The sequence below is a fragment of the Bradyrhizobium sp. SPXBL-04 genome, from assembly GCF_051853035.1.
GTDB classification, from domain to species: domain Bacteria; phylum Pseudomonadota; class Alphaproteobacteria; order Rhizobiales; family Xanthobacteraceae; genus Bradyrhizobium; species Bradyrhizobium zhanjiangense.
The window spans coordinates 5,211,761-5,237,125 of record NZ_CP182472.1 but is presented as its reverse complement, the minus strand read 5'-3'; the positions used below and the strand labels follow the sequence as shown (position 1 = coordinate 5,237,125).

20 protein-coding genes, 1 tRNA gene and 1 pseudogene are annotated in these 25,365 nt (G+C 63.9%); 17 read left to right on the top strand and 5 right to left on the bottom strand.

Annotation, left to right across the window (positions count from 1 at the left end):
* Positions 1–140: 140 nt before the first annotated feature.
* Genes ACNJX8_RS24970 through rnz form a run of 4 tightly spaced genes read left to right on the top strand, consistent with a single transcriptional unit; the run spans position 141 to position 4,702 of the window.
* A complete protein-coding gene (locus ACNJX8_RS24970) occupies positions 141–1,358 on the top strand; it encodes a multidrug effflux MFS transporter (protein WP_439357109.1) in 1,218 nt (405 codons plus the stop codon).
* 15 nt (positions 1,359–1,373) lie between these two features.
* The gene (gene guaD, locus ACNJX8_RS24965; RefSeq protein ID WP_439357108.1) at positions 1,374–2,771 is read left to right on the top strand and encodes a guanine deaminase; all 1,398 of its coding nucleotides are present in this window, start codon (positions 1,374–1,376) and stop codon (positions 2,769–2,771) included.
* Positions 2,772–2,786: 15 nt separating this feature from the next.
* Complete coding sequence (locus ACNJX8_RS24960) at positions 2,787–3,770, top strand: antibiotic biosynthesis monooxygenase (RefSeq protein ID WP_439357107.1); 984 nt, start codon at positions 2,787–2,789, stop codon at positions 3,768–3,770.
* Positions 3,771–3,799: 29 nt separating this feature from the next.
* Positions 3,800–4,702, top strand: a complete 903-nt coding sequence (gene rnz, locus ACNJX8_RS24955) for a ribonuclease Z (RefSeq protein ID WP_439361976.1) — start codon at positions 3,800–3,802, stop codon at positions 4,700–4,702.
* Positions 4,703–4,716: 14 nt separating this feature from the next.
* Here the strand turns inward: rnz and ACNJX8_RS24950 are convergent, their stop codons facing one another.
* Complete coding sequence (locus tag ACNJX8_RS24950) at positions 4,717–5,568, bottom strand: IclR family transcriptional regulator (RefSeq protein WP_439357106.1); 852 nt, start codon at positions 5,566–5,568, stop codon at positions 4,717–4,719.
* A gap of 103 nt (positions 5,569–5,671) precedes the next feature.
* Here ACNJX8_RS24950 and ACNJX8_RS24945 point away from each other — a divergent pair, with 103 nt between their 5' ends.
* From ACNJX8_RS24945 to ACNJX8_RS24920, 6 genes are all read left to right on the top strand, one after another.
* Positions 5,672–6,592 (top strand): dihydrodipicolinate synthase family protein, encoded by a 921-nt coding sequence (locus tag ACNJX8_RS24945; protein WP_439357105.1) that lies wholly within the window; start codon positions 5,672–5,674, stop codon positions 6,590–6,592.
* 27 nt (positions 6,593–6,619) lie between these two features.
* Positions 6,620–8,065 (top strand): FAD-binding oxidoreductase, encoded by a 1,446-nt coding sequence (locus tag ACNJX8_RS24940; protein ID WP_439357104.1) that lies wholly within the window; start codon positions 6,620–6,622, stop codon positions 8,063–8,065.
* Positions 8,062–9,168 (top strand): four-carbon acid sugar kinase family protein, encoded by a 1,107-nt coding sequence (locus ACNJX8_RS24935; protein WP_439357103.1) that lies wholly within the window; start codon positions 8,062–8,064, stop codon positions 9,166–9,168. The genes ACNJX8_RS24940 and ACNJX8_RS24935 overlap by 4 nt, the downstream gene beginning before the upstream one ends.
* Positions 9,165–10,202, top strand: coding sequence for a 4-hydroxythreonine-4-phosphate dehydrogenase PdxA (gene pdxA / locus ACNJX8_RS24930; RefSeq protein WP_128934413.1), 1,038 nt, complete (start codon positions 9,165–9,167; stop codon positions 10,200–10,202). Before ACNJX8_RS24935 ends, pdxA begins: the two co-directional genes overlap by 4 nt.
* Before the next feature lie 13 nt (positions 10,203–10,215).
* Entirely contained in the window at positions 10,216–11,346 is a 1,131-nt protein-coding gene (locus tag ACNJX8_RS24925; RefSeq protein WP_439357102.1) for an iron-containing alcohol dehydrogenase, read from the top strand.
* Positions 11,347–11,481: 135 nt separating this feature from the next.
* On the top strand, positions 11,482–12,453 hold the full coding sequence (locus ACNJX8_RS24920) for a Bug family tripartite tricarboxylate transporter substrate binding protein (protein ID WP_439357101.1): 972 nt from the start codon (positions 11,482–11,484) through the stop codon (positions 12,451–12,453).
* A 149-nt stretch (positions 12,454–12,602) separates the two neighbouring features.
* On the opposite strand, the pseudogene ACNJX8_RS24915 reads toward ACNJX8_RS24920, so the two are convergent.
* Positions 12,603–12,828 (bottom strand): annotated as a pseudogene (locus ACNJX8_RS24915) (hypothetical protein).
* 470 nt (positions 12,829–13,298) lie between these two features.
* Here ACNJX8_RS24915 and ACNJX8_RS24910 point away from each other — a divergent pair.
* The 3 genes from ACNJX8_RS24910 to ACNJX8_RS24900 all read left to right on the top strand — a co-directional run bounded on the left by ACNJX8_RS24910 (position 13,299) and on the right by ACNJX8_RS24900 (position 15,347).
* Positions 13,299–13,616 carry a hypothetical protein gene (locus ACNJX8_RS24910; protein WP_128934411.1) on the top strand — a complete coding sequence of 106 codons (318 nt, stop codon included), beginning with the start codon at positions 13,299–13,301 and terminating at the stop codon, positions 13,614–13,616.
* Between the two features lie 1,122 nt (positions 13,617–14,738).
* Positions 14,739–14,812 (top strand) — tRNA-Gln (locus ACNJX8_RS24905).
* 172 nt (positions 14,813–14,984) lie between these two features.
* Entirely contained in the window at positions 14,985–15,347 is a 363-nt protein-coding gene (locus ACNJX8_RS24900) for a DUF1428 domain-containing protein (protein ID WP_164939832.1), read from the top strand.
* A 9-nt stretch (positions 15,348–15,356) separates the two neighbouring features.
* Here the strand turns inward: ACNJX8_RS24900 and ACNJX8_RS24895 are convergent, their stop codons facing one another.
* The 3 genes from ACNJX8_RS24895 to ACNJX8_RS24885 all read right to left on the bottom strand — a co-directional run bounded on the left by ACNJX8_RS24895 (position 15,357) and on the right by ACNJX8_RS24885 (position 20,305).
* The gene (locus ACNJX8_RS24895; RefSeq protein WP_439357100.1) at positions 15,357–15,926 is read right to left on the bottom strand and encodes an invasion associated locus B family protein; all 570 of its coding nucleotides are present in this window, start codon (positions 15,924–15,926) and stop codon (positions 15,357–15,359) included.
* A gap of 63 nt (positions 15,927–15,989) precedes the next feature.
* Positions 15,990–19,136, bottom strand: a complete 3,147-nt coding sequence (locus tag ACNJX8_RS24890; protein WP_439357099.1) for a multidrug efflux RND transporter permease subunit — start codon at positions 19,134–19,136, stop codon at positions 15,990–15,992.
* Entirely contained in the window at positions 19,133–20,305 is a 1,173-nt protein-coding gene (locus ACNJX8_RS24885; protein ID WP_439357098.1) for an efflux RND transporter periplasmic adaptor subunit, read from the bottom strand. The genes ACNJX8_RS24890 and ACNJX8_RS24885 overlap by 4 nt, the downstream gene beginning before the upstream one ends.
* 378 nt (positions 20,306–20,683) lie before the next feature.
* Between ACNJX8_RS24885 and ACNJX8_RS24880 the strand changes: the two genes are divergently transcribed.
* From ACNJX8_RS24880 to exbB, 4 genes are all read left to right on the top strand, one after another.
* Complete coding sequence (locus tag ACNJX8_RS24880; RefSeq protein WP_027571757.1) at positions 20,684–20,923, top strand: hypothetical protein; 240 nt, start codon at positions 20,684–20,686, stop codon at positions 20,921–20,923.
* A gap of 227 nt (positions 20,924–21,150) precedes the next feature.
* Entirely contained in the window at positions 21,151–23,688 is a 2,538-nt protein-coding gene (locus ACNJX8_RS24875; protein WP_439361975.1) for a TonB-dependent receptor, read from the top strand.
* Positions 23,689–23,707: 19 nt separating this feature from the next.
* The gene (locus ACNJX8_RS24870; RefSeq protein WP_128934406.1) at positions 23,708–24,397 is read left to right on the top strand and encodes a Fe2+-dependent dioxygenase; all 690 of its coding nucleotides are present in this window, start codon (positions 23,708–23,710) and stop codon (positions 24,395–24,397) included.
* A complete protein-coding gene (gene exbB, locus ACNJX8_RS24865) occupies positions 24,394–25,362 on the top strand; it encodes a tonB-system energizer ExbB (protein ID WP_439357097.1) in 969 nt (322 codons plus the stop codon). Before ACNJX8_RS24870 ends, exbB begins: the two co-directional genes overlap by 4 nt.
* Positions 25,363–25,365 lie beyond the last annotated feature (3 nt).

Genomic DNA, 25,365 nt, shown 5'->3' with positions numbered 1-25,365 from the left:
AATCGGTGCCGATACGGGAACGCCTAAGAGTTTTTACACACAGTTCTGGCACGCTCCACGCGTCAAGACCGCAGCCTGCATCGTCGCATCTCATTGCGCGCACGAAAAGACAGGCCCGCGGCCATCGAGGGGCGTAAGCCATGACTGCAGTTGCGTCGGACGCCGGTCGCGCGAAGCGGGGGATCGTGCCGATCCTGCTGTGCGTCGTGCCGTTCAGTCAGATTCCGCTCGACGCCTATACGCCGGGCCTGCCGCAGATGGTGGTGGACCTCGCAACTGACGCGGCCTCGATGCAGAACACCGTCACCGCCTACATGCTCGGCATGTCTCTCGCGCTGGTGCCGGTCGGCATCGCCTCCGATACGCTCGGCCGTCGCAGCGTCCTGCTCGCAGGCCTGTCGGTGCTCATTGCGATGAGCATTGCCTGTACGCTGGCCACCAGCGCCTCGCTGCTGCTTGCGCTGCGCTTCCTGCAAGGCGTCGGCGGCTGCACCTGTCTTGTCGTTGCCTATGCGGTCGGAGCTGATTGCTTTCGTGGCCGCGAGCTCACGGCGATCTCCGGGCTGCTTGGTGCTGCCTGGGGTCTCGCGCCCGTGCTGGCGCCTGCAGCCGGCGGCTTCATCGTCGAGCTGACGTCGTGGCGCGGAGTCTTCGTCGTCATTGCCATCGCCGCGGCAATCGTCGCCGCGATCGTCATGCTGCTGCTGCCGGAAACATTGCCGGCGGAGCGGCGAGCGCCGTTCGATCCGCGCCGCACCGCCGGCATCCTGCGCGAGGCTCTCGTTCGCCCGGGCTTTCTCGCCTTCGTGCTGGTGTTTGCTGCCGCAGCAAGCGCGCAGTTGGCGTTCGGCGTCGTCGCGCCGTTCTTCTACCAGACCGGCCTCGGTTATTCCGCCGCCATCTATGGCCTCGTCGCGCTGGGACTTGGCGGTGTCAATCTCGCCGGCGAGCTCGGCTGCGCGCATTTCGCGCGCTTGATGCCGGCCCGCATGCTGGGCTTCGGCGCCTTCGCGCTGTTTCTCGCCGGCGCCGCGCTCCTGACCGCAACCGGCATGGTCTTTGGTCTCGATTTTGCGTCGATCACGATCGGCGGCGCGCTGGTGCTCGGCGGCTGCGGCGTGCTGTGCCCGATGATGTACGGCATGGCGCTCGGCCTGTTCGAGCGCGACCACGGCCTGATCGGCGGCCTCATCAGCTCGCTCTGCTACCTCGCCGTGAGCGGCGCCATGGCAATCGCGGCGGTGTTGCCCGAGGCGACCCAGGCACCGATCGGAGGGCTCTACCTCGGCCTCTGCGCCATCGCGGGCACGCTGCTTGCGATCTCGCTGCCCTCGGCGCGCCACGCCACACAGAATTAAGGAAGGAGCCAAATCATGACCACCGTCGGTATTCGCGGCACGTTCTTCGACTTCGTCGACGATCCCTGGAAGCACATCGGCAACGAGCAGGCCGCCGCGCGCTTTCACCAGGACGGCCTCATGGTTGTCACCGACGGCGTCATCAAGGCTTTCGGTGCTTACGAGAAGATCGCCGCCGCCCATCCCGGCGTTGAGATCACCCATATCAAGGATCGCATCATCGTCCCGGGCTTCATCGACGGCCACATCCATCTGCCGCAGACCCGCGTGTTAGGGGCCTATGGCGAGCAACTGCTGCCGTGGCTCCAGAAGTGGGTCTATCCGGAAGAGCTCAAATACCGGGATCGCAACTACGCACGCGAGGGCGTGAAGCGTTTCCTCGACGCGCTGCTGGCGTCCGGCACCACCACCTGCCAGGCGTTCACGAGCTCGTCGCCAGTGTCGACCGAGGAACTGTTCGAGGAAGCGGCCCGCCGCAACATGCGCGTCATCGCGGGCCTCACCGGCATCGATCGCAACGCGCCGGCCGATTTCATCGATACCCCGGAGAATTTCTACCGCGATAGCAAGCGGCTGATCGCGCAGTACCACAACAGGGGCCGCAACCTCTACGCCATCACGCCGCGCTTCGCCTTCGGCGCCTCGCCGGACCTGCTGAGGGCGTGTCAGCGCCTCAAGCACGAGCATCCGGACTGCTGGGTCAACACCCACATCTCCGAGAACCCGGCCGAATGCAGTGGCGTGCTCGTCGAACACCCGGACTGCCAGGACTATCTCGGCGTCTACGAGAAGTTCGATCTGGTCGGACCGAAATTCTCCGGCGGCCACGGCGTCTATCTCTCCAACAACGAGTTCCGCCGCATGTCGAAGAAGGGCGCGGCGGTGGTGTTCTGCCCGTGCTCGAACTTGTTCCTCGGCAGCGGCCTGTTCCGGCTCGGCCGCGCCACCGATCCCGAGCATCGCGTGAAGATGTCGTTCGGCACCGACGTCGGCGGCGGCAACCGCTTCTCGATGATCTCCGTGCTCGACGATGCCTACAAGGTGGGCATGTGCAACAACACGTTGCTCGACGGGAGCATTGATCCGGCGCGCAAGGATCTCGCCGAAGCCGAGCGCAACAAGCTCTCGCCGTATCGCGGCTTCTGGTCGATCACGCTCGGCGGTGCCGAAGGCCTCTACATCGACGACAAGCTCGGCAATTTCGAGCCCGGCAAGGAGGCCGATTTCGTCGCGCTCGATCCGAACGGCGGGCAAGTCGCGCAAGCGTGGCACCAGTCGCTGATCGCCGACGGCGCCGGGCCGCGCACGATGGACGAGGCCGCGAGCATGCTGTTCGCCGTCATGATGGTCGGCGACGATCGCTGCGTCGACGAGACCTGGGTGATGGGCAAGCGTCTCTACAAGAAGGACTGAGGCGGACCGCTGCCAATGAGCGCATCTTCTGACACGGCCGGCCAACCGGTCGCCCTCGTGATCCAGCGCCGCATCGCCGACGATGGCTTTGCCGCGTTCGCGCGGTGGAACGGCGAGGTCGGCGAGGCGCTCAAGGCCTGGCCCGGCTTCCTCAGCCAGGAGGTGGTGCCGCCGCAGCCGCCGGCCCATGTCGACTGGGTGACGATCCTGCGCTTTGCGAGCCCGGCCGCAGCCCGCGCCTGGCTTCAGAGCGATGTGCGGGCGCGGCTCATCGCAAAGGTGCAGCACTTCTTCGTCGGTTCGGAGGACGTCCATATCCTGCCCGACAGCGGCGTGCAGCGCGACAGCGCGGTCTCCGCCGTGATCTCCTTCAAAGTCCCGGACGGACTCGAAGATGCTTTCCTCAAATGGCAGCAGCGCATCCAGGCCGCAGAAGCCGAGTTCAAGGGATTTTTGCGCCACAAGATCGAGCGGCCGATTCCAGGCCTGCACGACGAATGGATCATCATCTTGTCGTTCGACAGTGATGCCAACCTCAATGCATGGCTGGACTCGCCGTTGCGGCAGTCGCTGCTGAGGGAAGGCGAGCGCTTCAACGCCGGCATGAATGTGAGGCGGGCGAGCTACGGCTTCAATTTCTGGTTCCCGGCCGGCAAGGCGCAGGCTCCGGAGCAAGGGCCTGGCCTGATCTGGAAGAGCAACCTCATCGTCCTTCTGGTGCTCTATCCCGTGGTCTACCTCTGGGGCTACTTCATCAGCGCGCCCTTGATCGACAACCACGGCGTGCCGGTCTGGCTGTCGCTCTTTGTCGGCAATCTCGTCAGCACCCAGCTGCTCGGCTGGTGGCTGGTGCCCGCCGCCTTCAAGATGCTCGATTGGTGGATCTCGCCGAAGGCGACTATCGGCCGCCAGATTGCGGGATACGCACTCCTCGCCGCGCTGTATGCCGCGTCGATGGGCCTGTACGCGATACTGATCGCGTGGCATTGGGGACGGTGAGACCGTCCACAAGTGGACACGTGACGACCATGTTCGCCCTGACGTTTCTCGGAACCTCGGCCAGCGTTCCGTCGGCGGAGCGCAACCATCCGGCGCTCCTGGTGGAGGCGGCGGGCAAGCGCATTCTGGTCGATTGCGGCGAAGGCACGCAGCGTCAGTTGCTGCGCAGCGGTGCCGGCTTTCGGCGGCTCGACCGCATCCTGCTGACGCATGCCCATCTCGATCACGTGCTCGGTATTCCCGGCCTCTTTTCAACGCTGGGCTTGCGGCAGACCTCCGACGTGATGACCATTCATGGCGGGCAGGGCACGCTCGATCTCGTCATCCGGATGCTTGCGGGCCTGTGGGGTGCGGGCAGGGCGCCGATCGCGGTGGAGTTCTCAGCCCTGACCGAAGGGCAGGTCATGGACGCCGGCGACTTCATCATCGACTGCTTTCCGGTTCGCCATCGCGACACCGACAGTTTTGGTTTTTCCTTCAAGAGCCCCGCACGCCGCCATCTTCGGCCAGAGCGCCTTGCCGAACTGGGCGTTCCAGATGGACCGATGCGCGGAGAGTTGGCCGCGGGACGACCGGTCGTGATCGCCGATCGAACGATCGAACCGGGAGACGTCCTGGGGCCGCCGAGCGGCGGCAGGAAGCTCGTCGTGATCGGCGATACCGAGACCACCGAAGACCTCTCCAAATACGTTTCTGCCGCCGATCTGCTGGTGATCGAGGCAACGTTCCTCGATCGCGACGCATCGACCGCGCGGGACTATGGGCACCTCACTGCGCGCGATGCGGCTGCGTTTGCGGCCGCGACCAACGTCGGCCAGCTCGTGCTCACGCATCAGTCGGGCCGCTATGAGGACGATGAGGTCCTTGCAGAGGCAGCCAGGATTTTTCCGAACACCCGGATCGCTGCCGACTTCGATCGCATTGCCATCTAGCCTCGAGAAGCCGTTCAGCTCGTCAATCCGGACTTGATAGCGAGGTCCTGCACCTGGCGCGTCAGCTGCATCAGGCGCGGCAGCGCCTGGTCGCGAAAGGCCGGCATCTCCATGCGCACCGCATCGATGGTGACGCTCAATCCGGCAATCACGAGACCCTGGGCATCGAAGATCGGCGCTGCCAGCGTGCGCAGGCCATAGGCGTTCTCACCGTCGGAGACGGCGTGCCCTTTCTTCTTCACCTGATCGAGCCGGGCGAGCAGGGCGTCGAGATCGGTGAGCGTTCGCTCCGACAGTTTGACGCGCGGTCGCGACTCCAGCCGCGCGATCTGCTCGTCCCGCGCCAGATGCGCCAGCATGACATGGCCGAGCGCGGCGCTATAGGCGGGGATTCGCGTGCCCGGCCGGCGATCCATCTTGTGGCGGTCGAGGCCAGCGCCGACCCGTGCGAGATAGACCACGTCGCCGCCGTCGAGGATGCCGAGCGAAGCCGCATCGCCGACATCAGGCACGAGGTCGCGCAGGAGCGGCTCGACGATCTGTCGCAGCGACCCGTGCGACAGCACGGTGTAGCCGAGATCGAGACAGGCAACGCCGAGGCGGAACCGGCGGCTCTGCGGAACGGCCTGGAGGTAGCCGAGTTCGATCAAGGTCTGGATCAGCCGGAACGCCGTTCCGCGATCGAGGTCGGCCCGTGCGGCAATCTCACTCAAGGTCAGCTCGAAGGCCTCGCTGGTGAAACTCTTGAGCACAGCAAAGGCCTTGCCGACGGAAGCGACGTAATTCTTTGGATTTTTCGCGTCAGTGTCCGATACGCGCTTCGTGGCCTTCTTTTCGACCTTGGCCAAGCTCGAATGTCTCGCCATGACATGTCCCCTTGACGTGGCGGCAAGCTGATTTTACGACGGGACAATCCAATAACAAATGTTCGCATTCCGAACAACATCGATTTTGACGATCGGAGGAAGTTTGTCGACATCATCGCTGCACCCTCATGGCGTGTTCTCCGCCGCGCTGACTCCGCTCGATGCCGAGCTCGCCCCTGATCATGCGCGCTTCGTCGCGCATTGTCGCTATCTGCTCGACGAAGGCTGCGACGGCATCGCGCTGCTCGGCACGACCGGTGAGGCGAACTCGTTCTCGGCCACTGAGCGCACCGCGCTGCTCGAAGCGGTGGTTGCGGCCGGCATCGCGCCGCAACGGCTTCTGCCGGGCACTGGTGTCACCGCCCTCAACGAGACCATCGCCCTGACGCGTCATGCGCTCTCGGTCGGCGTCGACACCGTGGTGATGCTGCCGCCGTTCTACTACAAGGGCGTCAGCGACGACGGCATTTTCGCGTCGTACAGCGAGGTCGTGCAGCGCATCGGCGATGCCAGGCTCAAGATTGTGCTTTATCACATCCCGCAGATGTCGGCGCAGCCGATCTCGCATGCGCTGATCGAGCGGCTGCGCGCGGCTTATCCAGCGACGTTCACCGGCATCAAGGATTCCTCCGGCGACTTCGCCAACATGACCGCGATGGTCGAACGCTTTCCCGGCTTTTCGGTCCTGGTCGGCGCCGATCCTTTGTTGCTGCCGCTGCTCCGCAAGGGCGGCGCCGGCTGCATCACCGCGACGTCCAATCTCGTGGCGCGCGACCTTGCCTACGTCTACAAGCACTTTGGCGACAGCGACGACGACGCAGCGCTCAAGGCCGCGCAGGCGCGCATCGTCAGGGCGCGCGAATTGGTCTCGCGCTTCCCGCAGATGGCCTCGCTGAAGGCGCTGGTGGCCGCACGCACCAGCCATGCCGGATGGCAGCGGCTGCGTCCACCGCTGGAATCCTTGCCATCGGCTCAAGTGAAAGAGCTGCTTGCGGATGCCACTGCATTCGCAGCCGCCATTTAGCCGCGAGGCCGGCGGCGAGGCGGTCCGATGTCCGACTCTTTCCAGGATGTGCTGTCCGGGCTCGCCGACATCGTCGGCGACAAGCACGTCATCGCCTCCGGAGCCGACCAGGAGCCCTATGTGGTGGACTGGCGCGGCCGCTATCACGGTCGCGCGGTCGCGGTGGTGAAGCCCGGCTCGACCGCCGAGGTCGCCGCCGTCGTCAAATACTGCGCGGCGAGGCAGCTTGCGATCGTGCCGCAGGGCGGCAACACCGGCATGTGCGGGGCCGCGACGCCGGACGATCGTGCGGGCAATGTCGTGATCCGGCTCGACCGTATGCGGGCCGTGCGCGACGTCAGCCCGCTCGCCAACACGATCACGGTGGAAGCCGGCTGCATCCTCGCCGAGGTGCAGAATGCGGCCCGTAGCGTCGATCGCTATTTTCCCTTGAGCCTGGGTGCCGAGGGTTCCTGCCAGATCGGCGGCAACATTTCCACCAATGCCGGCGGCACGGCCGTGCTTCGCTACGGACCGACACGCGACCTCGTGCTCGGGTTGGAGGTCGTGCTGCCCGACGGGCGCGTCTTCAACGGCCTGCGCGCGCTGCGCAAGGACAACACTGGTTACGCGCTCAAGCAGCTCTTCATCGGCGCAGAGGGCACGCTCGGCATCGTCACGGCGGCGGTCCTGAAACTGTTTGCGCCGCCGCGCAGCTCAGCGCTGGCGCTGCTGAAACTGCAAGGCGTCGAGCAGGCGCTCGAGGTCATGCAGCGCCTGCGCGGTGTGGTTGGCGACCGGCTCGGCAGCCTCGAGATCATGTCGCGCGCGCAGATCGAGGCGATTGCGGAGACCGTGCCGCATGTCACGATCCCATTCGAGCTGACGACGCCGTGGTATCTGATCGTCGAGTTGACCGATACGCTCGCAGGCGTTGACCTCAACGAGCCGCTCGCCACGGTGCTCGCGGAGGCGATGGAGGCCGGGCTCACTGACGACGTGATCCTGGCGTCCAACCTGGCGCAGGCCAAGGCGATCTGGGCGGTCAGGCACAGCGTGTCCGAAGGCAACAAGCGCAGCGGCTATGTCGTGTCGCATGACAGCGTGGTGCCGTTGGAGCGTCAGGCGGCCTTCGTCGCCAATGTCGAGGCCCGGATCAAGGCTGCCGTGCCGCATGCGCGCGTCGTGATGCACGGCCATATCGGCGATGGCAATCTCCACGTGATCGCGCTGATCGACCGCGCGCATTGTCAGGACCCTGCTGCAACGGCCGCGCTGGTGGCTGAGATCAACGAGATCGTCGATGACGAGACCGCAGCGCAAGGCGGAGCCATCAGTGCCGAGCACGGCATTGGCATTACGAATCGCGGCCGGCTTGCGCGCGTCACCGATCCTCTCGATATCGAGCTGATGCGAGACATCAAGCAACTGCTCGATCCGAACGGCCTGATGAACCCGGGCAAGATCTTTACTGCCGGAGGCGCGCGACGATGACGAGCGTCCGCCTGCTTGCCGACGACCTCACCGGTGCGCTCGACACCGCGGCGGAGTTCGTCGGCCTCTGCGGGCCGTTCGACGTCACCTGGCCGGAAGCGTCTGCGGCGCAGGGCTTTCAAAGCCTGGCGATCGACAGCGGCACACGCGAACGCTCCAAAGCCGAGAGCATCGAGATCGTTGGACGACTGGCGCCGCTGCTCCACGGGGCGACGATCGCCTACAAGAAAGTCGATAGCCTCCTTCGCGGCGCGTGGGCGGCCGAGCTCAGCGCCTGCCTGCGCGGTGGCGATTGGGCGTCCTGCGTGGTCGCGCCCGCCTTCGACTATCAGGGGCGGCGCACCGTGGGTGGCCAGCAATTTGCGCGCACGGTGCAAGGCGAGTGGCACCGCGTCGGCGACAATCTGCTAGCCCAGCTGCGGCAGGAAGGCATCGAGGCCCGGCAGGGCGGGGCCGACACGCTGTCGCAGGCCGGCGTTCAGGTCTTCGACGCCGAAAGCGACATCGACCTCGATCGGGTCATCGAGATGGGACGGCGCATGCCAGGACCCGTGCTATGGTGCGGCAGCGGTGGGCTCGCCGGCGCGCTCGCCCGCAGCCATCGCGCCGATGCGCCGAGCCAATTGAAGCTGCCGGTGCTGGGGCTGTTCGGCTCGGATCAACCCGCGACTGCGTCTCAGCTGGCTGCGTGCGGCGAGGCAACCATCGCGCTTGCGGAAGGCGAGGGCGCGGCGCCTGTGCGGCGCAAGCTGGCCGATGACGCCGTGGCACTGGTTAAATTCTCTCTCGCCGACGGCCTGACGCGCGCGGAGGCGGCGCAGCGGATCGCGCGCGAAATGGCGGCGCTGATCGCGGCGCTCCAACCTCCGGGCACGCTGATCGCTGCTGGCGGCGAGACCCTGAAGGCGGCGTGCGTTACACTAGGCGCGCATGCGCTCCAGGTGACGGGACGTATCGTGCCGGGGTTGCCGCGCTCGATCTTGCAGGGCGGCCGGTGGGCCGGAGTGGACGTCATCTCGAAGTCCGGTGCATTCGGCCCCAGCGAGCTCTGGCGCGATCTGCTTCGGGACAATCATTTGCTCAACATGAGGAGTCCGACATGACCTCTCGTCATCTTGCCATCACCATGGGTGATCCCGCCGGGATCGGACCGGAGATCATCGTCAAGGCTTGCGTCGGACTGAAGGACCGGATCGCGAAGGGCGATCTGCGCCTGCTGATCATCGGCAGCGGCGCGGCGCTTGATGGCGCAAAGGCCTCGCTCGGCGCTGACATTGCCATCCCCGAGGTGAGCGACAAGGATGGCGATTGGCCAAATCTGTGTTTCCTCCAGGCCGACGCCGAGGGCGAACCGATCAAGCCCGGCGTGCTCAGCGCGGATGGCGGCCGCTTTGCCTACAAGGCGATCGAGCAGGGCGTGCGCCTGACGCAGGCGGGCCGCACCGCGGCCATCGTCACGGCACCGCTCAACAAGGAAGCCCTCAACAAGGCCGGCTATCATTTCCCTGGACATACCGAGATGCTCGCGCATCTCACCGGCGTGCGCGGCTCGGTGATGCTGCTTGCCCATGGCAACATGCGCGTCAGCCACGTCTCGACTCATGTGGCGCTGGAGGACGTGCCGAAGCGTCTGACGCCGGAGCGCCTGCGCATGGTGATCGACCTCACCAACGACGCGCTGCGCCGGCTCGGCATCGAAAGGCCGAAGATCGCGATCGCCGCGCTCAATCCGCATGCCGGCGAGGGCGGCCTGTTCGGCCGGCAGGACATCGATGTGTCTGCGCCGACGATCGCCAAGGCGGTCGCTGATGGTCTCGACGTCGTCGGTCCGGTGCCTGGCGACACCATCTTCGTCAAGCTGCGCGCCGGCCAGTACGATGCTGCGGTCGCGATGTATCACGACCAGGGCCACATCCCGGTCAAGCTGCTCGGCTTCCAGGTCGATCCCGCGACCGGCCGCTGGCAGGAGCTCTCCGGCGTCAACATCACGCTGGGCCTGCCGATCATTCGCACCTCCGTCGATCACGGCACCGCCTTCGACATCGCCGGCAAGGGCATCGCCAACGAGCACAGCCTGATCGAGGCCATCGACTATGCTGAGCGGCTGGCCGTCGGCGCTTCTACATCCAAGTCATGAGATCGAACGCACGATGACCAACGCCTTCACGCCCATTGAAATTCTTCGCCCCTCTGTCCTGGAGTTCGGCTGCGGTACGATCGCCGCCGCGGCACGCTTCGCCGAACGGATCGGCGCCAAACGGCCGCTGGTGATTTCGGACCCGTTCAACGCGCGTCGCGTCGACACGCTGGCGCTGCCGGGTGCCGTGAAGGTGTTCGGCGATGTGAAGCCCGAGCCGGACCTGCCTAATCTTGAGAAGGCGGTCGCGATAGCGCGCGACGTCAAGCCCGATCTCGTGGTCGGCTTCGGCGGCGGCAGCGCGATGGATCTCGCCAAGCTGGTGGCGGTGATGTGCACGAACGACGTGGTCTTCGCCGACATCGTTGGGCCGGAGAAGGTGGCCGGTCGCAGCGTGGCGCTGATGCAGATTCCCACCACCTCGGGCACCGGCAGCGAAGCCGGCACCCGCGCGCTCGTCACCGACCCCGTGAGCCAGAACAAGCAGGCGGTGCAGAGCCGCTTCATGCTGGCTGACATCGCCATCGTCGATCCGGATCTGACAATGACGGCGCCGAAAGAGGTCACCGCAGCGACCGGCGTCGATGCGCTGGCGCATTGCGTCGAGGCCTACACCAGCCGCAAGGCGCATCCCACGATCGACCTCTATGCGCTCGAAGGCGCGCGGCTGGTTGGGCAGTATCTCAAGCGGGCGGTGGTCGATGGTAGCGATCGCGAGGCGCGTGCCGGCCTGGCGCTGGCCTCGCTCTATGGCGGCTATTGCCTCGGGCCGGTGAATACGACCGCCGGCCATGCGGTCGCGTATCCGCTCGGCACGCGTCACCATGTGGCGCATGGGCTCGCCTGCGCGGTGATCTTCCCGCACACGCTGGCCTTTAACATGCCGGCCGTGGAGGCGAAGACCGTCGCGGTGCTCCGGGCGCTTGGATTGCCGAAGCAGGGCGATGCAAAGCTGGCGTTCGACGCAACCTACAAGTTCTGCGCCGATCTCGGTATCGAGATGCGGCTGTCGGCTCTCGGCGTGCCCAGGGACGACCTCGGCGTCATGGCCGACGAGGCGCACGCCATTCGCCGCCTGCTCGACAACAATCCGCGCGACCTTAGCCGGGATGCGATCCTGAACATGTACGAGGTCGCGTTCTAAAGCATGATCCGGATAGTGGTTTTCCGAAAAGATCATGCTCAAACAATAAGCTAAGGCGCGATGCATCGCGCTTTAGCCATCTCCGCCGCTCGTTCGCGGCACCAATCAACAACACTGAAAACAGAGGAAACTTCGATGAGATCGATGTGGCTTGTTCTTGCCTCACTCATGCTGCTGGCGACGTCGCCGGCAAAGGCCCAGGACGGTTATCCATCCAAGCAGGTGACGGTGATCGTTCCGTTCGCCGCCGGCGGGACCGCCGATATCTTCGCCCGCATGGTCTCCAACCATTTGCAAGCGAAGTTCGGTAAGCCGTTCGTGGTCGAGAATGTCGGTGGCGCCGGCTCGATCCTCGGCGTGACGCGGCTGGCGAAGTCGGCGCCTGACGGCATCACGCTCGGGCTTGCGAGCACGTCCGCGCTCGCGATCAACCCGTCGCTCTATGGTCCGAAGCTCAGCTACCAGCCGGACAAGGATCTTGCGCCGGTTGCCCAGATCAGCGTCGTGCCAAACGTGCTTGTCGTGAACCCCAACAAGATCAAGGCACGCACCGTGCCGGAGCTGATCGCTTATCTGAAGGCGAATCCGGACAAGGTCTCGTTCGGCTCGGCCGGCGTCGGCACCTCGCAGCATCTGGCCGCCGAGCTGTTTCAGCAGATGACCGGCACCAAGATGGTGCACGTACCCTACAAGGGCTCCAGCCAGATGCTGACGGACCTGTTGAGCGGCCAGATCGATCTCGCCTTCGACAACGTGCCGCTGCTGCTGCCGCAGGTGAAGACCGGCCAGCTCGCACTGCTCGCGACCGCGACGCCGAAGCGGGCCGCCTTCGATCCCGAAGCTCCCGCCGTCGCCGAATTCCTGCCGGGCTTCGAGGCCGTGGCCTGGCACGGCTTCTTCGTCCCGGCCGGGACGCCGAAACCGATCGTCGAAAAGCTCTCGGCCGAGATTCGCGCCTTCATGCAGCAGCCGGACACGGTGCAGAAATTGGCCGAGCTCGGCGCCACTGCGGTCGCGGTGGATTCCGACCCGTTTGCGGCCTACATCGCCGCCGAGACGGCGCGCTGGAAGAAGGTGATCGAAGCCGCGAACATCAAGCTGGACTAGGCGCCAAAGGCTCGCTGCTTGGCGATGGAAGCTCCCGGTTTGTCGTCCTCAGGAAGAGGAGTTCGACGATGGACGTCATTCTCCGCCACTCAGTCGCGAAGAAAACGGCCCGCCAAGCGGGCCGTTGACGTCACAAGTCGATCAAATCCTTACTGCTCGGTGCAGACCTTGACGGTCTTCACGGCGGACTCGGCTTCCGTCTTGGTTTTGTAGACGCCGTCACCAACGACTGTCGTGGTGGTCGTCGTCGGCTTAGTATCTACGACTGTGCACTTCTTAGTCGTAGCATCACGCGCAATGTAAAATTCGGCAGCCAGCTGCCTGATTGCCAAGAGCGAAAGAGGCAAGGGCTCCGCACACGATCAGTTTCTTCATAAGCGCTCCTCCATTCAATCAAGAATAGTCACGCAACTGGAGAGTAGTAAAAGTTCCGAATGTTCCCGGTCGTGCTGAGGCGGACTGCTGCGAGAGGGGATTAATTCTCTTGGCAGAGTGTGCGCGAGGTGCCGAATTTTCCCGATAAAGGAACCCGCGATCCTGTCGGGTGTTGTAGGCTACCTGCATTCTGGAGGTCTCCAGATTGCCGTACTCGGGCCGCTCCACGGCGATGTCCAGGCGCGCCCTGTCTCGGGAGCAGTGGACCACAGGCTGCACGGTGCGTACCGAAAGCCGCACGGGCGAAAGCGTGCTCGAAGGCATGGAGATCGAGGCCTTCCCGAGGAGGTCTGCGCCGACGTTGCGGGAGTATCGGTAGATCGATCGGGAGAGCGGACCTACATCGCGCCCCCCGTGAGCGTCGCATCATCGAAGAGATCGACTGATCTTGCCAAATAGGAGAAACGACTATGAAAGCTATCGGACTGGGATTCCTCGCAGCCACCCTTTTGGGATCCGCCGCGGCGGCCGCCCCGCTCAATCCGACCGCCGTCGGTTCGACAGAGGTCTCGGACATCCAGCAGGTGCGCCTAGTTTGCAACGAGTACGGCCGCTGCTACCGGACCCGCGGCCCTCGTTACGTCCAGCGCTACTACGGCGGTGACGACGGCTATGTGGTCCGCCGCAGCTATGGCTATTACGGCGGTCCAGGATATTACGATCGCGGCTACGGCTACTATGGCGGCGGCCCGAGCATCGGCTTCAGCTTCGGCACCCGCAGTTGGTGAACGACGAAGGGCCGCTTTCGAAGCGGCCCTTCAATGCCGGATTGGGAATCGTGAGATGTCGAATCTTGCCACGCTGATCGGCAAGAAGCAGCAGCTCCGGGGCCGTCCTCTTGATAATCGGTGATAATCGGCTTGATCAGAAATTAGTTTAAACGGATCTCATAGCGACGTTTGAGCCGGTCGCTTGTAGTCTTTGCTGCGTATTGAACGCGTGCAAGATCGCAGCCTTCCTGTGCGATGACATGCAGCTTCCAGTCCGAGGTACCGGGTCGGTAGTCTGGCCCGAATTCAACTTCGATGGAGACGACCTTTTCTGTGCCTGGAAAACTCCGGATCTCCTGCAGCGCAATTCGCTCAAGCTCGTCCCTCGAAACCGGTGATCTCGACACCGTTCGCTCCTAAAGGTGGAGGCGGCTGCTTGAGCCGCGCTTGACTCAATGCAGTCAATGACCTCGACGTTCCTCTCAAGATGAGACGGCGCATCGCGATCGCTCCAAGCTCGCGCCGATCTTATGAGCTGATCAGCGCAATTGCCGCAGAGCCTCCGGAGTCAGCGCGTATCGACTCCCCACCTTTTCTAACCAGCGTGCTTTAAGCATACGCCTTGCCGTGTAGAACCCACACAGTGGACGGTTGCCTCCTGGTTGAAGCTGGCCGTCGCGTTCGAGCAGATAACCATAGAGGGTCGATGAGGGGGTGGACCTCTCGATTTTTAGGAACGAGCGCCCCCCGCAGCCAGTCGAATGATCAGTCTTGCGTGCTATCCTTTCGCAAGACCGGTGCGATTGCCAAGTTTTCCCGATGCCCTTCCCAAAGGGTGACCCCGATTGGCCCCAGCTCCAATGCCCCCCAATATCCCCGCGAGCTGGGGCCATTTTTCTGGAGGCCTCAGCTCATCCCATTTCCCGGAGCTGAGGCCTTTTCGTCGCATCCGTGAGCGGAATTAAACAGGACAAGGCCGCCAACTAAGGCGCTCCTACTTACAGCCCCGATGTTCACAGAAGGACTAGACCGCCAACGCTGGCGCAGCTATATGACCGGCCTGCGAGCCGCTGATTTGCAAAACTTTCAGCCGGCCTTGCAAAACTTCCGAAGAAAGCTTAGGGATATCAAGCGCTTCGGTGGGGAATGGTGTAACGGTAGCACAACAGACTCTGACTCTGTTTGTCTTGGTTCGAATCCAGGTTCCCCAGCCAGTTCCGGCGCTCTTTCTCTAGTCGTAAACCTCTCGGCATCTGCGCGGCAGGGACGGTTCGTTGGCGGCACCGCCGCTCGCGAGCGTTTGCCTCATCTGAAAAATCGCGTTTCCGGGTCGGATCTCCGCGCACTCCATCGTCCTTGAGTTACACAACCCAAGGAGAATCCGTGATGTCCTATGTCGATGGTTTCGTGCTGGCCGTGCCGAAGGACAAGATCGAGGCCTACAAGACGCTGGCAACGACCGCCTGCGCACTCTGGCTGGAGCACGGCGCGCTCGACTATGTCGAATGCATCGGTGACGACGTCCCCTATGGCGAGCTCACCTCGTTTCCGCGCGCGGTGATGGCAAAGGAGGACGAGATCGTGGTTTTCTCCTGGATCGTCTACCGCGACCGGGAGACCCGCGATGCCGTCAACAAGAAGGTGATGGCGGACCCGCGGCTGAAAATGGACGGCATGCCGTTCGACGGCAAGCGCATGATCTATGGCGGCTTCACGACGCTGCTTCGGGCAGGCGACATCGCGACCTGACGCTGCCCGTTACTTGATCTTGTCGTAGGCCGCGGCGAAATCGTTGAGTGGCATCGGGATCGCGATCGTCTCCTTGGCCATGTTCTGGAAGGAGACCTTCAACTGCTTGCCCGACCTCAAGGCGGCCAGCAGGTCCGGCGCGACCGGCGTCGAGGCGTAGCAGCCGCGGTTCTCGCAGGTCTGGATCTGGAGATCGAACGCCTTGCCCTCGTCGACCTGGAGCTTGGCGCCGACGGGCAGGTTGAGGCCGAGCGGCAATTGCAGCAGCGCAATCGGCGTGCGGGTGTCGGGAGCGATGCGGATGTTGATCAAGATGACGGTCTGGCCGGTCTTGGTGAGCACCGCGTTCTGCTCCATCGCGCATTCGAGCGGCGCCTCGCGGCTTGCGCTGGTGCAGCGCACGATCCAACCGGGCTGCCCCGGAGCGCCGTCCGCCTGTGCTTGCGTCGGGGCAGGCACGGGCTGCGTGGCCGGGGCAGGAGAAGCGGCGTTCTTCTTGGCGCCTTGCTGGGCATGTGCGGCGCTGGTCGACAACAGGACAGTGGCGGCGAGGGCGACAAGTCTGGATTGCATGAGCATGGCGAAACCGCGTTAGCTTGAATCGAGGTCTCGCTGTAGCGTCGCGGAAGGTGCGGCGCAAGCTTACTCGGCGGCTTGCTTGACGCTGCGGCGCTCGGCCGCCTCGTCGCCTTCGCCGTCACCCGAACGGCCCCAACCCGAGAACCAGTTGTTGAGCTCGTCGAGATAGAGATAAACCACTGGCGTGGTGAACAGCGTCAGCGCCTGGCTGACGATCAGGCCGCCTACCATGGCGTAGCCGAGCGGTTGGCGGATCTCGGCGCCGGTGCCGTGGCCGAGCATCAGCGGTACGCCGCCCAGCAGCGCGGCCATCGTCGTCATCATGATCGGGCGGAAGCGCAGCAGCGCGGCCTGGCGGATCGATTCCGCCGGTGTCTTGTGTTCGTCGCGCTCGGCGGCGATCGCGAAGTCGACCATCATGATGCCGTTCTTCTTCACGATGCCGATCAGGAGGATGATGCCGATCAGCGCGATCAGGCTGAAGTCGAAGCCGGCCGCCATCAGGATCGCGAGCGCGCCGACGCCGGCCGAGGGCAGGGTCGACAGGATCGTGATCGGATGGATGTAGCTCTCGTAGAGGATGCCGAGGATCAGGTAGACCACGACGAGCGCAGCGAGGATCAACAGCGGCACGGTGCCGAGCGATTGCTGGAACGCCTGCGCGGTGCCCTGGAAGCTCGAATTCAGCGTCGGCGGCGCGCCGAGCTCCACCATCGCCTGCTGCACGGCCTCGGTGGCCTGGCCGAGTGCGACGCCTTGCGCGAGGTTGAAGCTGATCGTGATCGCCGGGAACTGACCCTGATGGCTGATCGAGAGCGGGCGGACCGGATCGGTGGTCCAGGTCGCGAAGGTCGACAGCGGCACCTGTTCGCCGGTCAGCGGCGACTTCAGATAGAGCTTATTCAGGCTATCGAGATCGCCCTGCATCTCCGGCAGGATCTCGAGGATCACCTTGTAGGTGTTGAGCTGGGTGAAATACTGCGTGACCTGCCGTTGGCCGAAAGCGTCATACAGCGTGTCATCGATCATCTGCGGCTGGATGCCGTAGCGCGAGGCGGTGTCGCGGTTGATCTTGAGCTGCACGGTTGTGCCCTGCGTCTGCTGGTCGGTCGCGACGTCGCGCAGCTCCGGCAGCGTCTGCATTTTGGCGAGGATCTTTGGCGCCCAGTCATTGAGCTCGGCGAGGTCGGCGTCCTGCAGGGTGAACTCGAACTGCGTGCGGGTCGGCCGGCCGCCGAGCCGGACGTCCTGGGCCGCCTGCATGTAGAGGCGAGCGCCCTCGACCTTGTCGAACTGCGGACGCAGGCGCGCGATGATCTGCTGAGCCGAGGCCTCGCGCATGTCGCGAGGCTTGAGCGTGATGTACAGGGCGCCGTTATTGCCGGCGCGTCCGCTGCCGCCGATCGCCATGGCAACGCTGGCAACATCGGGATCGGCCAGGATGATCTTGCCGAGCTGCTCCTGGCGTCTGACCATTTCCTTGAACGAAATGTCCTGCGAGGCTTCGGACGTGGCCGTGATCAGGCCGACGTCCTGTTGCGGGAAGAAGCCCTTCGGGATCAGGACGAACAGGTAGATCGACAGTCCGAGCGTGGCGAAGAAGATCGCGAGCGTGGTGCGGCGCCAGGCCAGGGCGTGGTCGAGCACATATTCGTAGCCGCGCAGCATCCCGTCGAAGGTGCGCTCGCTCCATTGGTAGAACTTGCCGTGGGTCACTTCGCCATGCGCGCGTAGGAAGCGCGAGGCCATCATCGGCGTCAGCGTCAGCGACACGAACATCGAGACGAAGATCGTCATCGCCAGCACCACGGCGAATTCGCGGAACAGGCGTCCGATGATGCCCCCCATCAGCAGCAGGGGGATCAGCACCGCCACCAGCGAGATGCTGATCGAGACGATGGTGAAACCGATTTCCTTGGAGCCCTTGAAGGCGGCCGCGAGCGGGGATTCCCCTTCCTCGATGTAGCGGGTGATGTTCTCGAGCATCACGATGGCGTCGTCGACCACGAATCCGACCGCAATGGTGAGCGCCATCAGCGACAGATTGTCGAGCGAATAGCCGGCCACCCACATCAAGGCGCAAGCGCCCAATAGCGCCAATGGCACCGTGACCGTGGGGATGACGGTGGCCCAGAAGCTGCGCAGGAAGATGAAGATGACCATGACCACGAGTGCGATGGTCAGCAGCAGCGTGAACTGGACGTCCTCGACTGCGGCACGGATTGTCGTGGTGCGGTCGCTGATCAGCTCGATCTTGATTGCGGGCGGAATGGCGGCCACCAGCCGGGGCAGGGTGGCCTTGATCCGGTCGACAGTCTCGATGACGTTGGCACCGGGCTGCTTGAAGATCACCAGGAACACGCCGCGCTTGCCGTTGGCCCAGGCCGCCTGCTTGGCGTCTTCAGCGCCGCTGACCGCCTGGCCGATATCGCGGATTCGCAACGGGCCACCATTGCGATAGGCGATGATGACGTCGTTCCAGTCCTTGGCGTGGGTGAGCTGGTCGTTGGCGTAGATCGTGTAGGCGCGCTTGGGCCCGTCGATATTGCCTTTGGGGCTGTCGACCGTGGTGATGGCGATCTGGCTGCGGACGTCCTCCATCGACAGGCCCTTGGCGACGAGTTTCGCCGGATCAATCTGAACGCGGATGGACGGCTTCTGCTGGCCGCCGATGAAGACCTGCGCGACGCCGGAGAGCTGGCTGATCTGCTGGGCGAGCTGGGCGTCGACGGCGTCACTGACGCTGGTCAGCGGCAGTGTCTCGGAGGTTGCCGACAGCAGCAGGATCGGGGCGTCCGCCGGGTTGACCTTGCGGTAGGTCGGCGGCGAGGGCAGGTTCTTCGGCAGCTGGCCGCTGGCGGCGTTGATGGCACCCTGAACGTCGTTGGCTGCGCCGTCGATGCTGCGATTGAGGTCGAATTGGATGGTGATCGACGCCGTGCCCAGATAGCTGGTCGAGGTCATCTGGGCGATGCCGGGGATCTGGGCGAATTGCCGCTCAAGCGGCTGCGCCACCGACGAGGCCATCGTCTCGGGGCTGCCGCCCGGCAGATTGGCGGTGATCTGGATGGTCGGGAAGTCCACCTGCGGCAGCGGCGCGACCGGCAGCAGGGGGTAGGCGACGAGGCCGACGAAGAGGATGCCGGCCATCAGCAGCGAGGTGCCGATGGGATAACGGATGAAGGGTGCCGAAATCCCGCCCGCGATCATTCGTGTCGAACCTTGTTCTGGGTCGGATCCGAGCTCGCCACCGCTGTCGAGACGAGGCTTCCAGGCTGCACCTTGAACTGACCGCCGGTGATGACCTGCTGCCCGGGCGTGAGGCCTTCATCGATGACCGAACGTCCATCGATGCCATAGCTGACCTTGATCTTGTGCACTTCGGCCTTGTTGTCCTGATTGACGGTATAAGCGTACAGGCCGTTGGTCGAATGCTGGACCGCATCATCGGGAACCACGGTTGCATCCTTCAGCGTCCGCACCAGAAGACGCGTTGAAACCGACTGGCCCGGCCACAGCGTGTGGTCCTTGTTGTCGAACACCGCCTTGAGCCGAATAGTCCCGCTGGTCGTGTCGACCTGATTGTTGATGACCGCGAGCTTGCCTTCGGCCAGCGTCTTCTTGCCGTCGGTGGTGAAGGCGATCACCTTGAGCGCGCCGGCCTGCTGGCCTTCGGTGATGTAGGGGAGCTGGTCTTCCGGTGCCGTGAAGATCACGGCGATCGGCTCGACCTGCGAGATCGTGACGATGCCGGTCTGCGTCGAGGCGTTGACGATGTTGCCGATGTCGACTTGGCGCAGCCCTGCGACGCCCGTGATCGGCGCCTTGATCTGCGTGTAGTCGAGTTGGGTCTGGGCGTTGGCGATTGCCGCTTCGTCGGCCGCGATCTGGGCGGTGAGCTGGGCGACAGTGGAGCGCTGGGTATCGACCCGCTGCGCGGTCGCGAATTCGCCGAGCCTCATGGCGCGCTGCAGCTCGAGATTGGCGTTGGCGAGGTTCGCCTCGTCCTGCGCCTTCTTGGCTTTGGCCTGATCGAGCGCGGCTTGATAGGGGCGGGGATCGATCGAGACCAGAAGGTCGCCCTGCTGGACGATCTGGCCTTCGCGGAAGGCGAGCTTGTCGATCTGACCATCCACTCGGCTGCGGACTTGGACGGTGTTGAAGCCCTGCACCGTGCCGAGACCGGTCAGATACACTGGGAAGTCGGTCTTCTGAACCGGCGCAACGCTGACGGGAACGGGCTGCTGGCGAGGTGGAGCCTTCTGGGCTGTCTGGGTTTTTCCGGCCCCGGGCGAGCCGTATTTCTGCCAGCCATAGTAACCCGCGGAGGCCACGGCCGCGATGATCAGAATCCAGAGGATCGGCCGTGTTTTTTTCATATCGGCTCGGCGGCGCTCGTGCCCCCAAGCTACGAATTATGGGGCAATCATAGGGTTCCAGCGCGCTTGTATAATACACGCCAAGTTCCAGTGTAAACAGCACTATCGGTCGAGAATCCTAAACAATTGGAAAGCTTTGCACCGCATGCAGCAGGCTGGCGCGGCGGTGTGCAAGGCTGCATTTTCCGGAGCCCGGATGATGCGCGGGCGAACTTTGTACAATGCGCGCGGGCCGTGTGTGCGGCGATGAGGGGCGCCGCGCGGACGAACACCACGCCGGTGCGTCACGAGAACGGTTCTAAATCGCGCGCAGGCCGTTTCGGTTGTCAGGAAAATCAGCATCGGTCATATCGGCGCCGCCACAACGGGAGCGCAGGGATGGACGAACTGAACGGCAAGTTGATCGCATGTCAGATTCTGATCACAGGATTGATCGCGCGTGTCGCCAACGAGCAGCGCGATCCCTTGCGCTTCCTCACCGACTTTCGCGACGAGATCAAAGCCGTCGTGAACGGCGTCAATATCGCCGGTATGGACAGTACCGATCGCGTGCGCGCCGTCGCGCAGAAGACCGTCGACGAATTGTTCTCGCTGATGAAGCCGCCGAGCAGCGACTGAATCCGTGAGCATCACCGCCGATTTCGCGGCATTTTTCGCGTACGTTTTAGAACGAGTCCAATCTATCTTTAGAACCGTTTGAAGCTTCAGTTTAGAATCGTTTTGATCTGGACTTATTCAAGCGTTCTCGCGGCTTGCGCGCATTGACCCACTATTTTGCCGCCGATACCAACAGCCCAATCGCTCGTCGAAGTGAGTGAGCGAACATGAAGATGGGGCGTGTTGTAATGGGGCAGGTGGTCGCACCGAAGTCGTTGCGTTCGGTGGCAGCATTCGATCCGATGGATGAGAGGTCCGCGGGCGTTTCCGGCAAAAAGGTTTCAGCGGTCGCGAGCTTGATCGCGGTGGCATCGGTGTCGAGCGGCGCGCAGGCGCAGCAGTCGAACCTGCCGCCGGTGACGGTCGATGCCCCGGTCGAGCGTCCGCGTCCGACGGCATCGAAGCCGACACCTGATCAGGTCCGCGCGCGCAACGCGCTTCGCCGCGCAGCGCAGCGGCAGCAGGCGGTACAGACGGCTCCGACAACGCCCTCCGGTCCCGCCGACGCCAATCCCTATGCCGACCCGGCCGCGCCCTACAAGGTCGATCACGTGCAGGCCGGCGGCAAATTTCCGGAGAAGCTGGTCGACACGCCGAAGTCGATCACAGTTCTCAGCAAGGAAGTGCTCGAGGACAAGAACGCCACGTCGCTGAAGCAGGCGATCCTCAGCACGGCCGGCGTGACGCTTGGCTCGGGCGAGGGCGGCAACGCGTTCGGCGACCGCTTCTTCATCCGCGGCTTCGACGCCCGCAACGACATCTTCATCGACGGCGTGCGTGACGCCGGTGTCAGCGTGCGTGAAAACTTCTTCACCGAGCAGGTCGAGATCCTGCGCGGTCCCGGTTCGACCTTCGCCGGCCGCGGTGTCGCCGGCGGTGCGATCAACATCGTGACCAAGCAAGCGACGACCGGGGGCAGCTTCTACAACATGGACAGCACGTTTGGCACCGACCAGACCAAGCGTGTCACGCTCGACGTCAACCAGGTGATCGACCCAACGCTCGCAGTCCGCGTCGGCGGCTTGTTCCAGGACGCCAATGTCGCGGGTCGCGACTACGTCACGGATAACCGGAACGGTGCTTTCGTCGCGACGACGTGGACGCCGACCGACACGATCAAGGTCACCGGCAACTACATCCACACCGAACTGACCGGTCTTCCGGACTTCGGCGTGCCGTATTATCGACCGAGCACCGCGTCCACCGCTGGCGGTCCGTTCCCGGATTTTGGAGCGAGCCGAAGGAACTGGTACGGGTTCGTCAATCGCGACTTCTTCCGGACGGGCCAGGACATCGGTACGATCAATGCGGAAGTGCAGATCACGCCCGATCTGATGATCAGCAACAAATTCCGCGCTTCGCGCTCGACGCAGAATTACATCGGGACGCTGCCGGAAGCGCCGTCGCTGAAGAATCCGCTCTCGGCTTCGACGCTGACCTCCAATCCGCAGAGCCGTTTTCAGATCACCGACGTGCTCGCCAACCAGACCGAGGCGACCTACAAGTTCCAGGATGGGGTCGGGTTCAAGCACACCGCGCTGGCGGGTGTCGAGGTCGATCGTGAACGGTCTTCGATCGACAGGTATCTTGGGCTGACCTCGGAGGCCACCGGCATTCCCTCCACCCCATCAGGCTCGCCGACCAACACAAGCGTATTCTTTCCTCAGAACACGTATCTGCCCTTCGGAATCCCGTCGCTCTCGGGCTTGCCCACCAAGATCAGCATCGACACCGTCAGTGGCTACGTGATGGATAGCGCGAACTATCGCGATCTCCTGATCCTCAATGGTGGATTCCGCTATGACGATTACAGCATCAAGTCCACCGGCTATGCCGCGAACGGCGCGTTCGGTCAGCAATCGGCGGAATTCCTGATTCCCAACTTCAATCTCGGCCTTACGCTCAAGCCGTTGCCGAACGGCAGCGTCTATGTGGCGTACGCGACTTCAGCGAATCCGGTCGGTGCCGAGTTCGACGGTACAAGCACAGCGTACGGCGGCCTCAATCCGACCCTGCCCGGCGGCAACACGCAGATATTTGGCCCTGAGAAAAACAAGGCGATCGAAATCGGCACCAAATGGGAGCTGTTCGATCGTCATCTGCTGCTGACCGCGGCGCTGTTTCAGACGACAAAGGAGAACGCGCGCGAATCGCAGAACGTTAGTAGTGCGGCTGCTGCCGCCCCCTTGGGCTGTGTGTATCCGACCGGAACGACCGGCAATATATCCTGCATCACTGCAGGTGCCGCCTATCGCATCCGTGGCATCGACCTTGGTATCGGTGGCAACATCACTGACAAATGGAGCGTGTTCGGCGGCCTCGTGCTGATGCAATCGGAAGTGACGCAGTCGCTGGCGCCATCAGCCAATAAGACGTTGTATCCGACCAATGTCGGGCGTCCGCTCGCCAATATCGCGCACGAGTCGTTCAGCCTGCTGTCGAAATATCAGCTCAACGACACCTGGGAACTGGGCGGGCAGGCGGTATACCGCTCCAAGATCTATGGCGGCACTTTGCTTGCGGCCAATCAGGGCACGTCGCTGCCGAGCTACTGGCGCCTTGACGCGTTCGCGGAGGCGAAGCTCGATCAGCACTGGAAGCTCAAGCTGTTCGTGAACAACATCTTCGACAAGCGCTACTACGACGCGCTGTACCAAAGCGCAGCACCGTTCGTGCTGGAAGCACCGGGCCGTGCCGCCTATGTGGTGCTCTCCGCGCGCTACTGATGGAGCAACAACGAGTTTCATGCTGACATGCATAGAAAACGTTCTCAGCAAGGATGATGTGGCGGATTTCCGCCGCATCATGGACGCCAGCGACTGGGAGGACGGCCGCTCCACCGCCGGCGCGCAGTCGGCGATGGTCAAGCGCAACGAGCAATTGCCGCCGGACAGCGAGGTCGCGCGCAAGCTCGGCAACCGCATCATCTCGGCGCTGACGTCGAACCCGCGCTTCATCGCGGCGGCGATCCCGCTCCAGATCTTCCCGCCGCTCTTCAACCGCTATGCGGCGAGCAGCGGCCACCATTTCGGCCTGCATGTCGACAATGCGATCCGCGGCGACCGCCTGACCGGCCTTCGCATCCGCACAGATCTGTCGGTCACGCTGTTCCTCGCCGAGCCGGATGAGTACGATGGTGGCGAACTTGTGATCGAGGACGCCTACGGTTCGCACGAAGTCAAGTTGCCAGCCGGCGACTGCGTGCTCTATCCCTCGACCAGCCTCCATCTGGTCACGCCGGTGACGAGGGGAACGCGGGTTGCGTCTTTCTTCTGGCTTCAGAGCATGATACGGGACGATCAAGCCCGAAGCATGATCTTTGACCTCGACACCGCGATTCAGGCGCTGGTGGAACGGCTCGGGCGTGACGATCCCGAAACGGTCAAATTGACGGGTATCTATCACAACCTCATTCGCTACTGGGCCGAAGTATGAAGAGCATGACCTTCCAAGCCAGCCTTGCCGCCGCCGCCATGCTGGCGGCCGCCTGGCTCGCATCTCCTGTTTCCGCCCAGACACAAACCCAGCCGGCCCCGGCGCAATCGGTGGCTCAACCGGCCCCGGCCGGTCCGGCGCCAGCGGCCACCGCGCCTAGCGCCCTGGCGCCTTCGGCCTCGACGGCAGCCGCGCCAGCTGCTCCGGCGGCGCCCCCCGCGGCCGCCGGTCCGACCATCCCCAAGCCCGATGTGGCGACCGCTGTCGCACCGGCCATGAAGGAATTGTCGCCCTGGGTGATGTTCATGTCGGCGGACGTCATCGTGAAGGCGGTGATGATCGGGCTCGCCTTTGCCTCGCTGGTGACCTGGACCGTCTTCATCGCCAAGTCGATCGAACTGTCGGTCGCCTCCACCAAGCTTCGTTCGGCGCTGAAGAAGACCGCAGAGGCACGTTCGCTCGCGGAAGCCCAGATGGCGCTCGGAGCCAAGGAAGGGATCCTGCCGTCCTTCCTCGTGGCGGCGCTGCGTGAGGCGCGGATGTCGGCCGGCCTGTCCAGCGATGCCGGCATCAAGGAGCGCGCGGCCTCGAGCTTTGCCGAGATCGTGCGCGCGGAACAGCGCCGCATCCGCATCGGCATGGGCGTGCTCGCGACCATCGGCTCCACCTCGCCCTTCGTCGGCCTGTTCGGCACGGTCTGGGGCATCATGAACAGCTTCATCGGCATCTCGAAGTCGCAGACCACGAACCTCGCCGTGGTCGCGCCCGGCATCGCCGAGGCGCTGCTCGCCACCGCAATCGGTCTCGTCGCCGCCATCCCCGCCGTCATCATCTACAACCATTTCGCACGCGTGACGAAAGGCTATCTCGAGCTCGTCAGCCGCGCCTCTGGCGCCGCGGGGCGGCTGCTCTCGCGCGATCTCGATCGCAGCCACGGCAGCGTGCATTCGCGCGCAGCGGAGTGAACC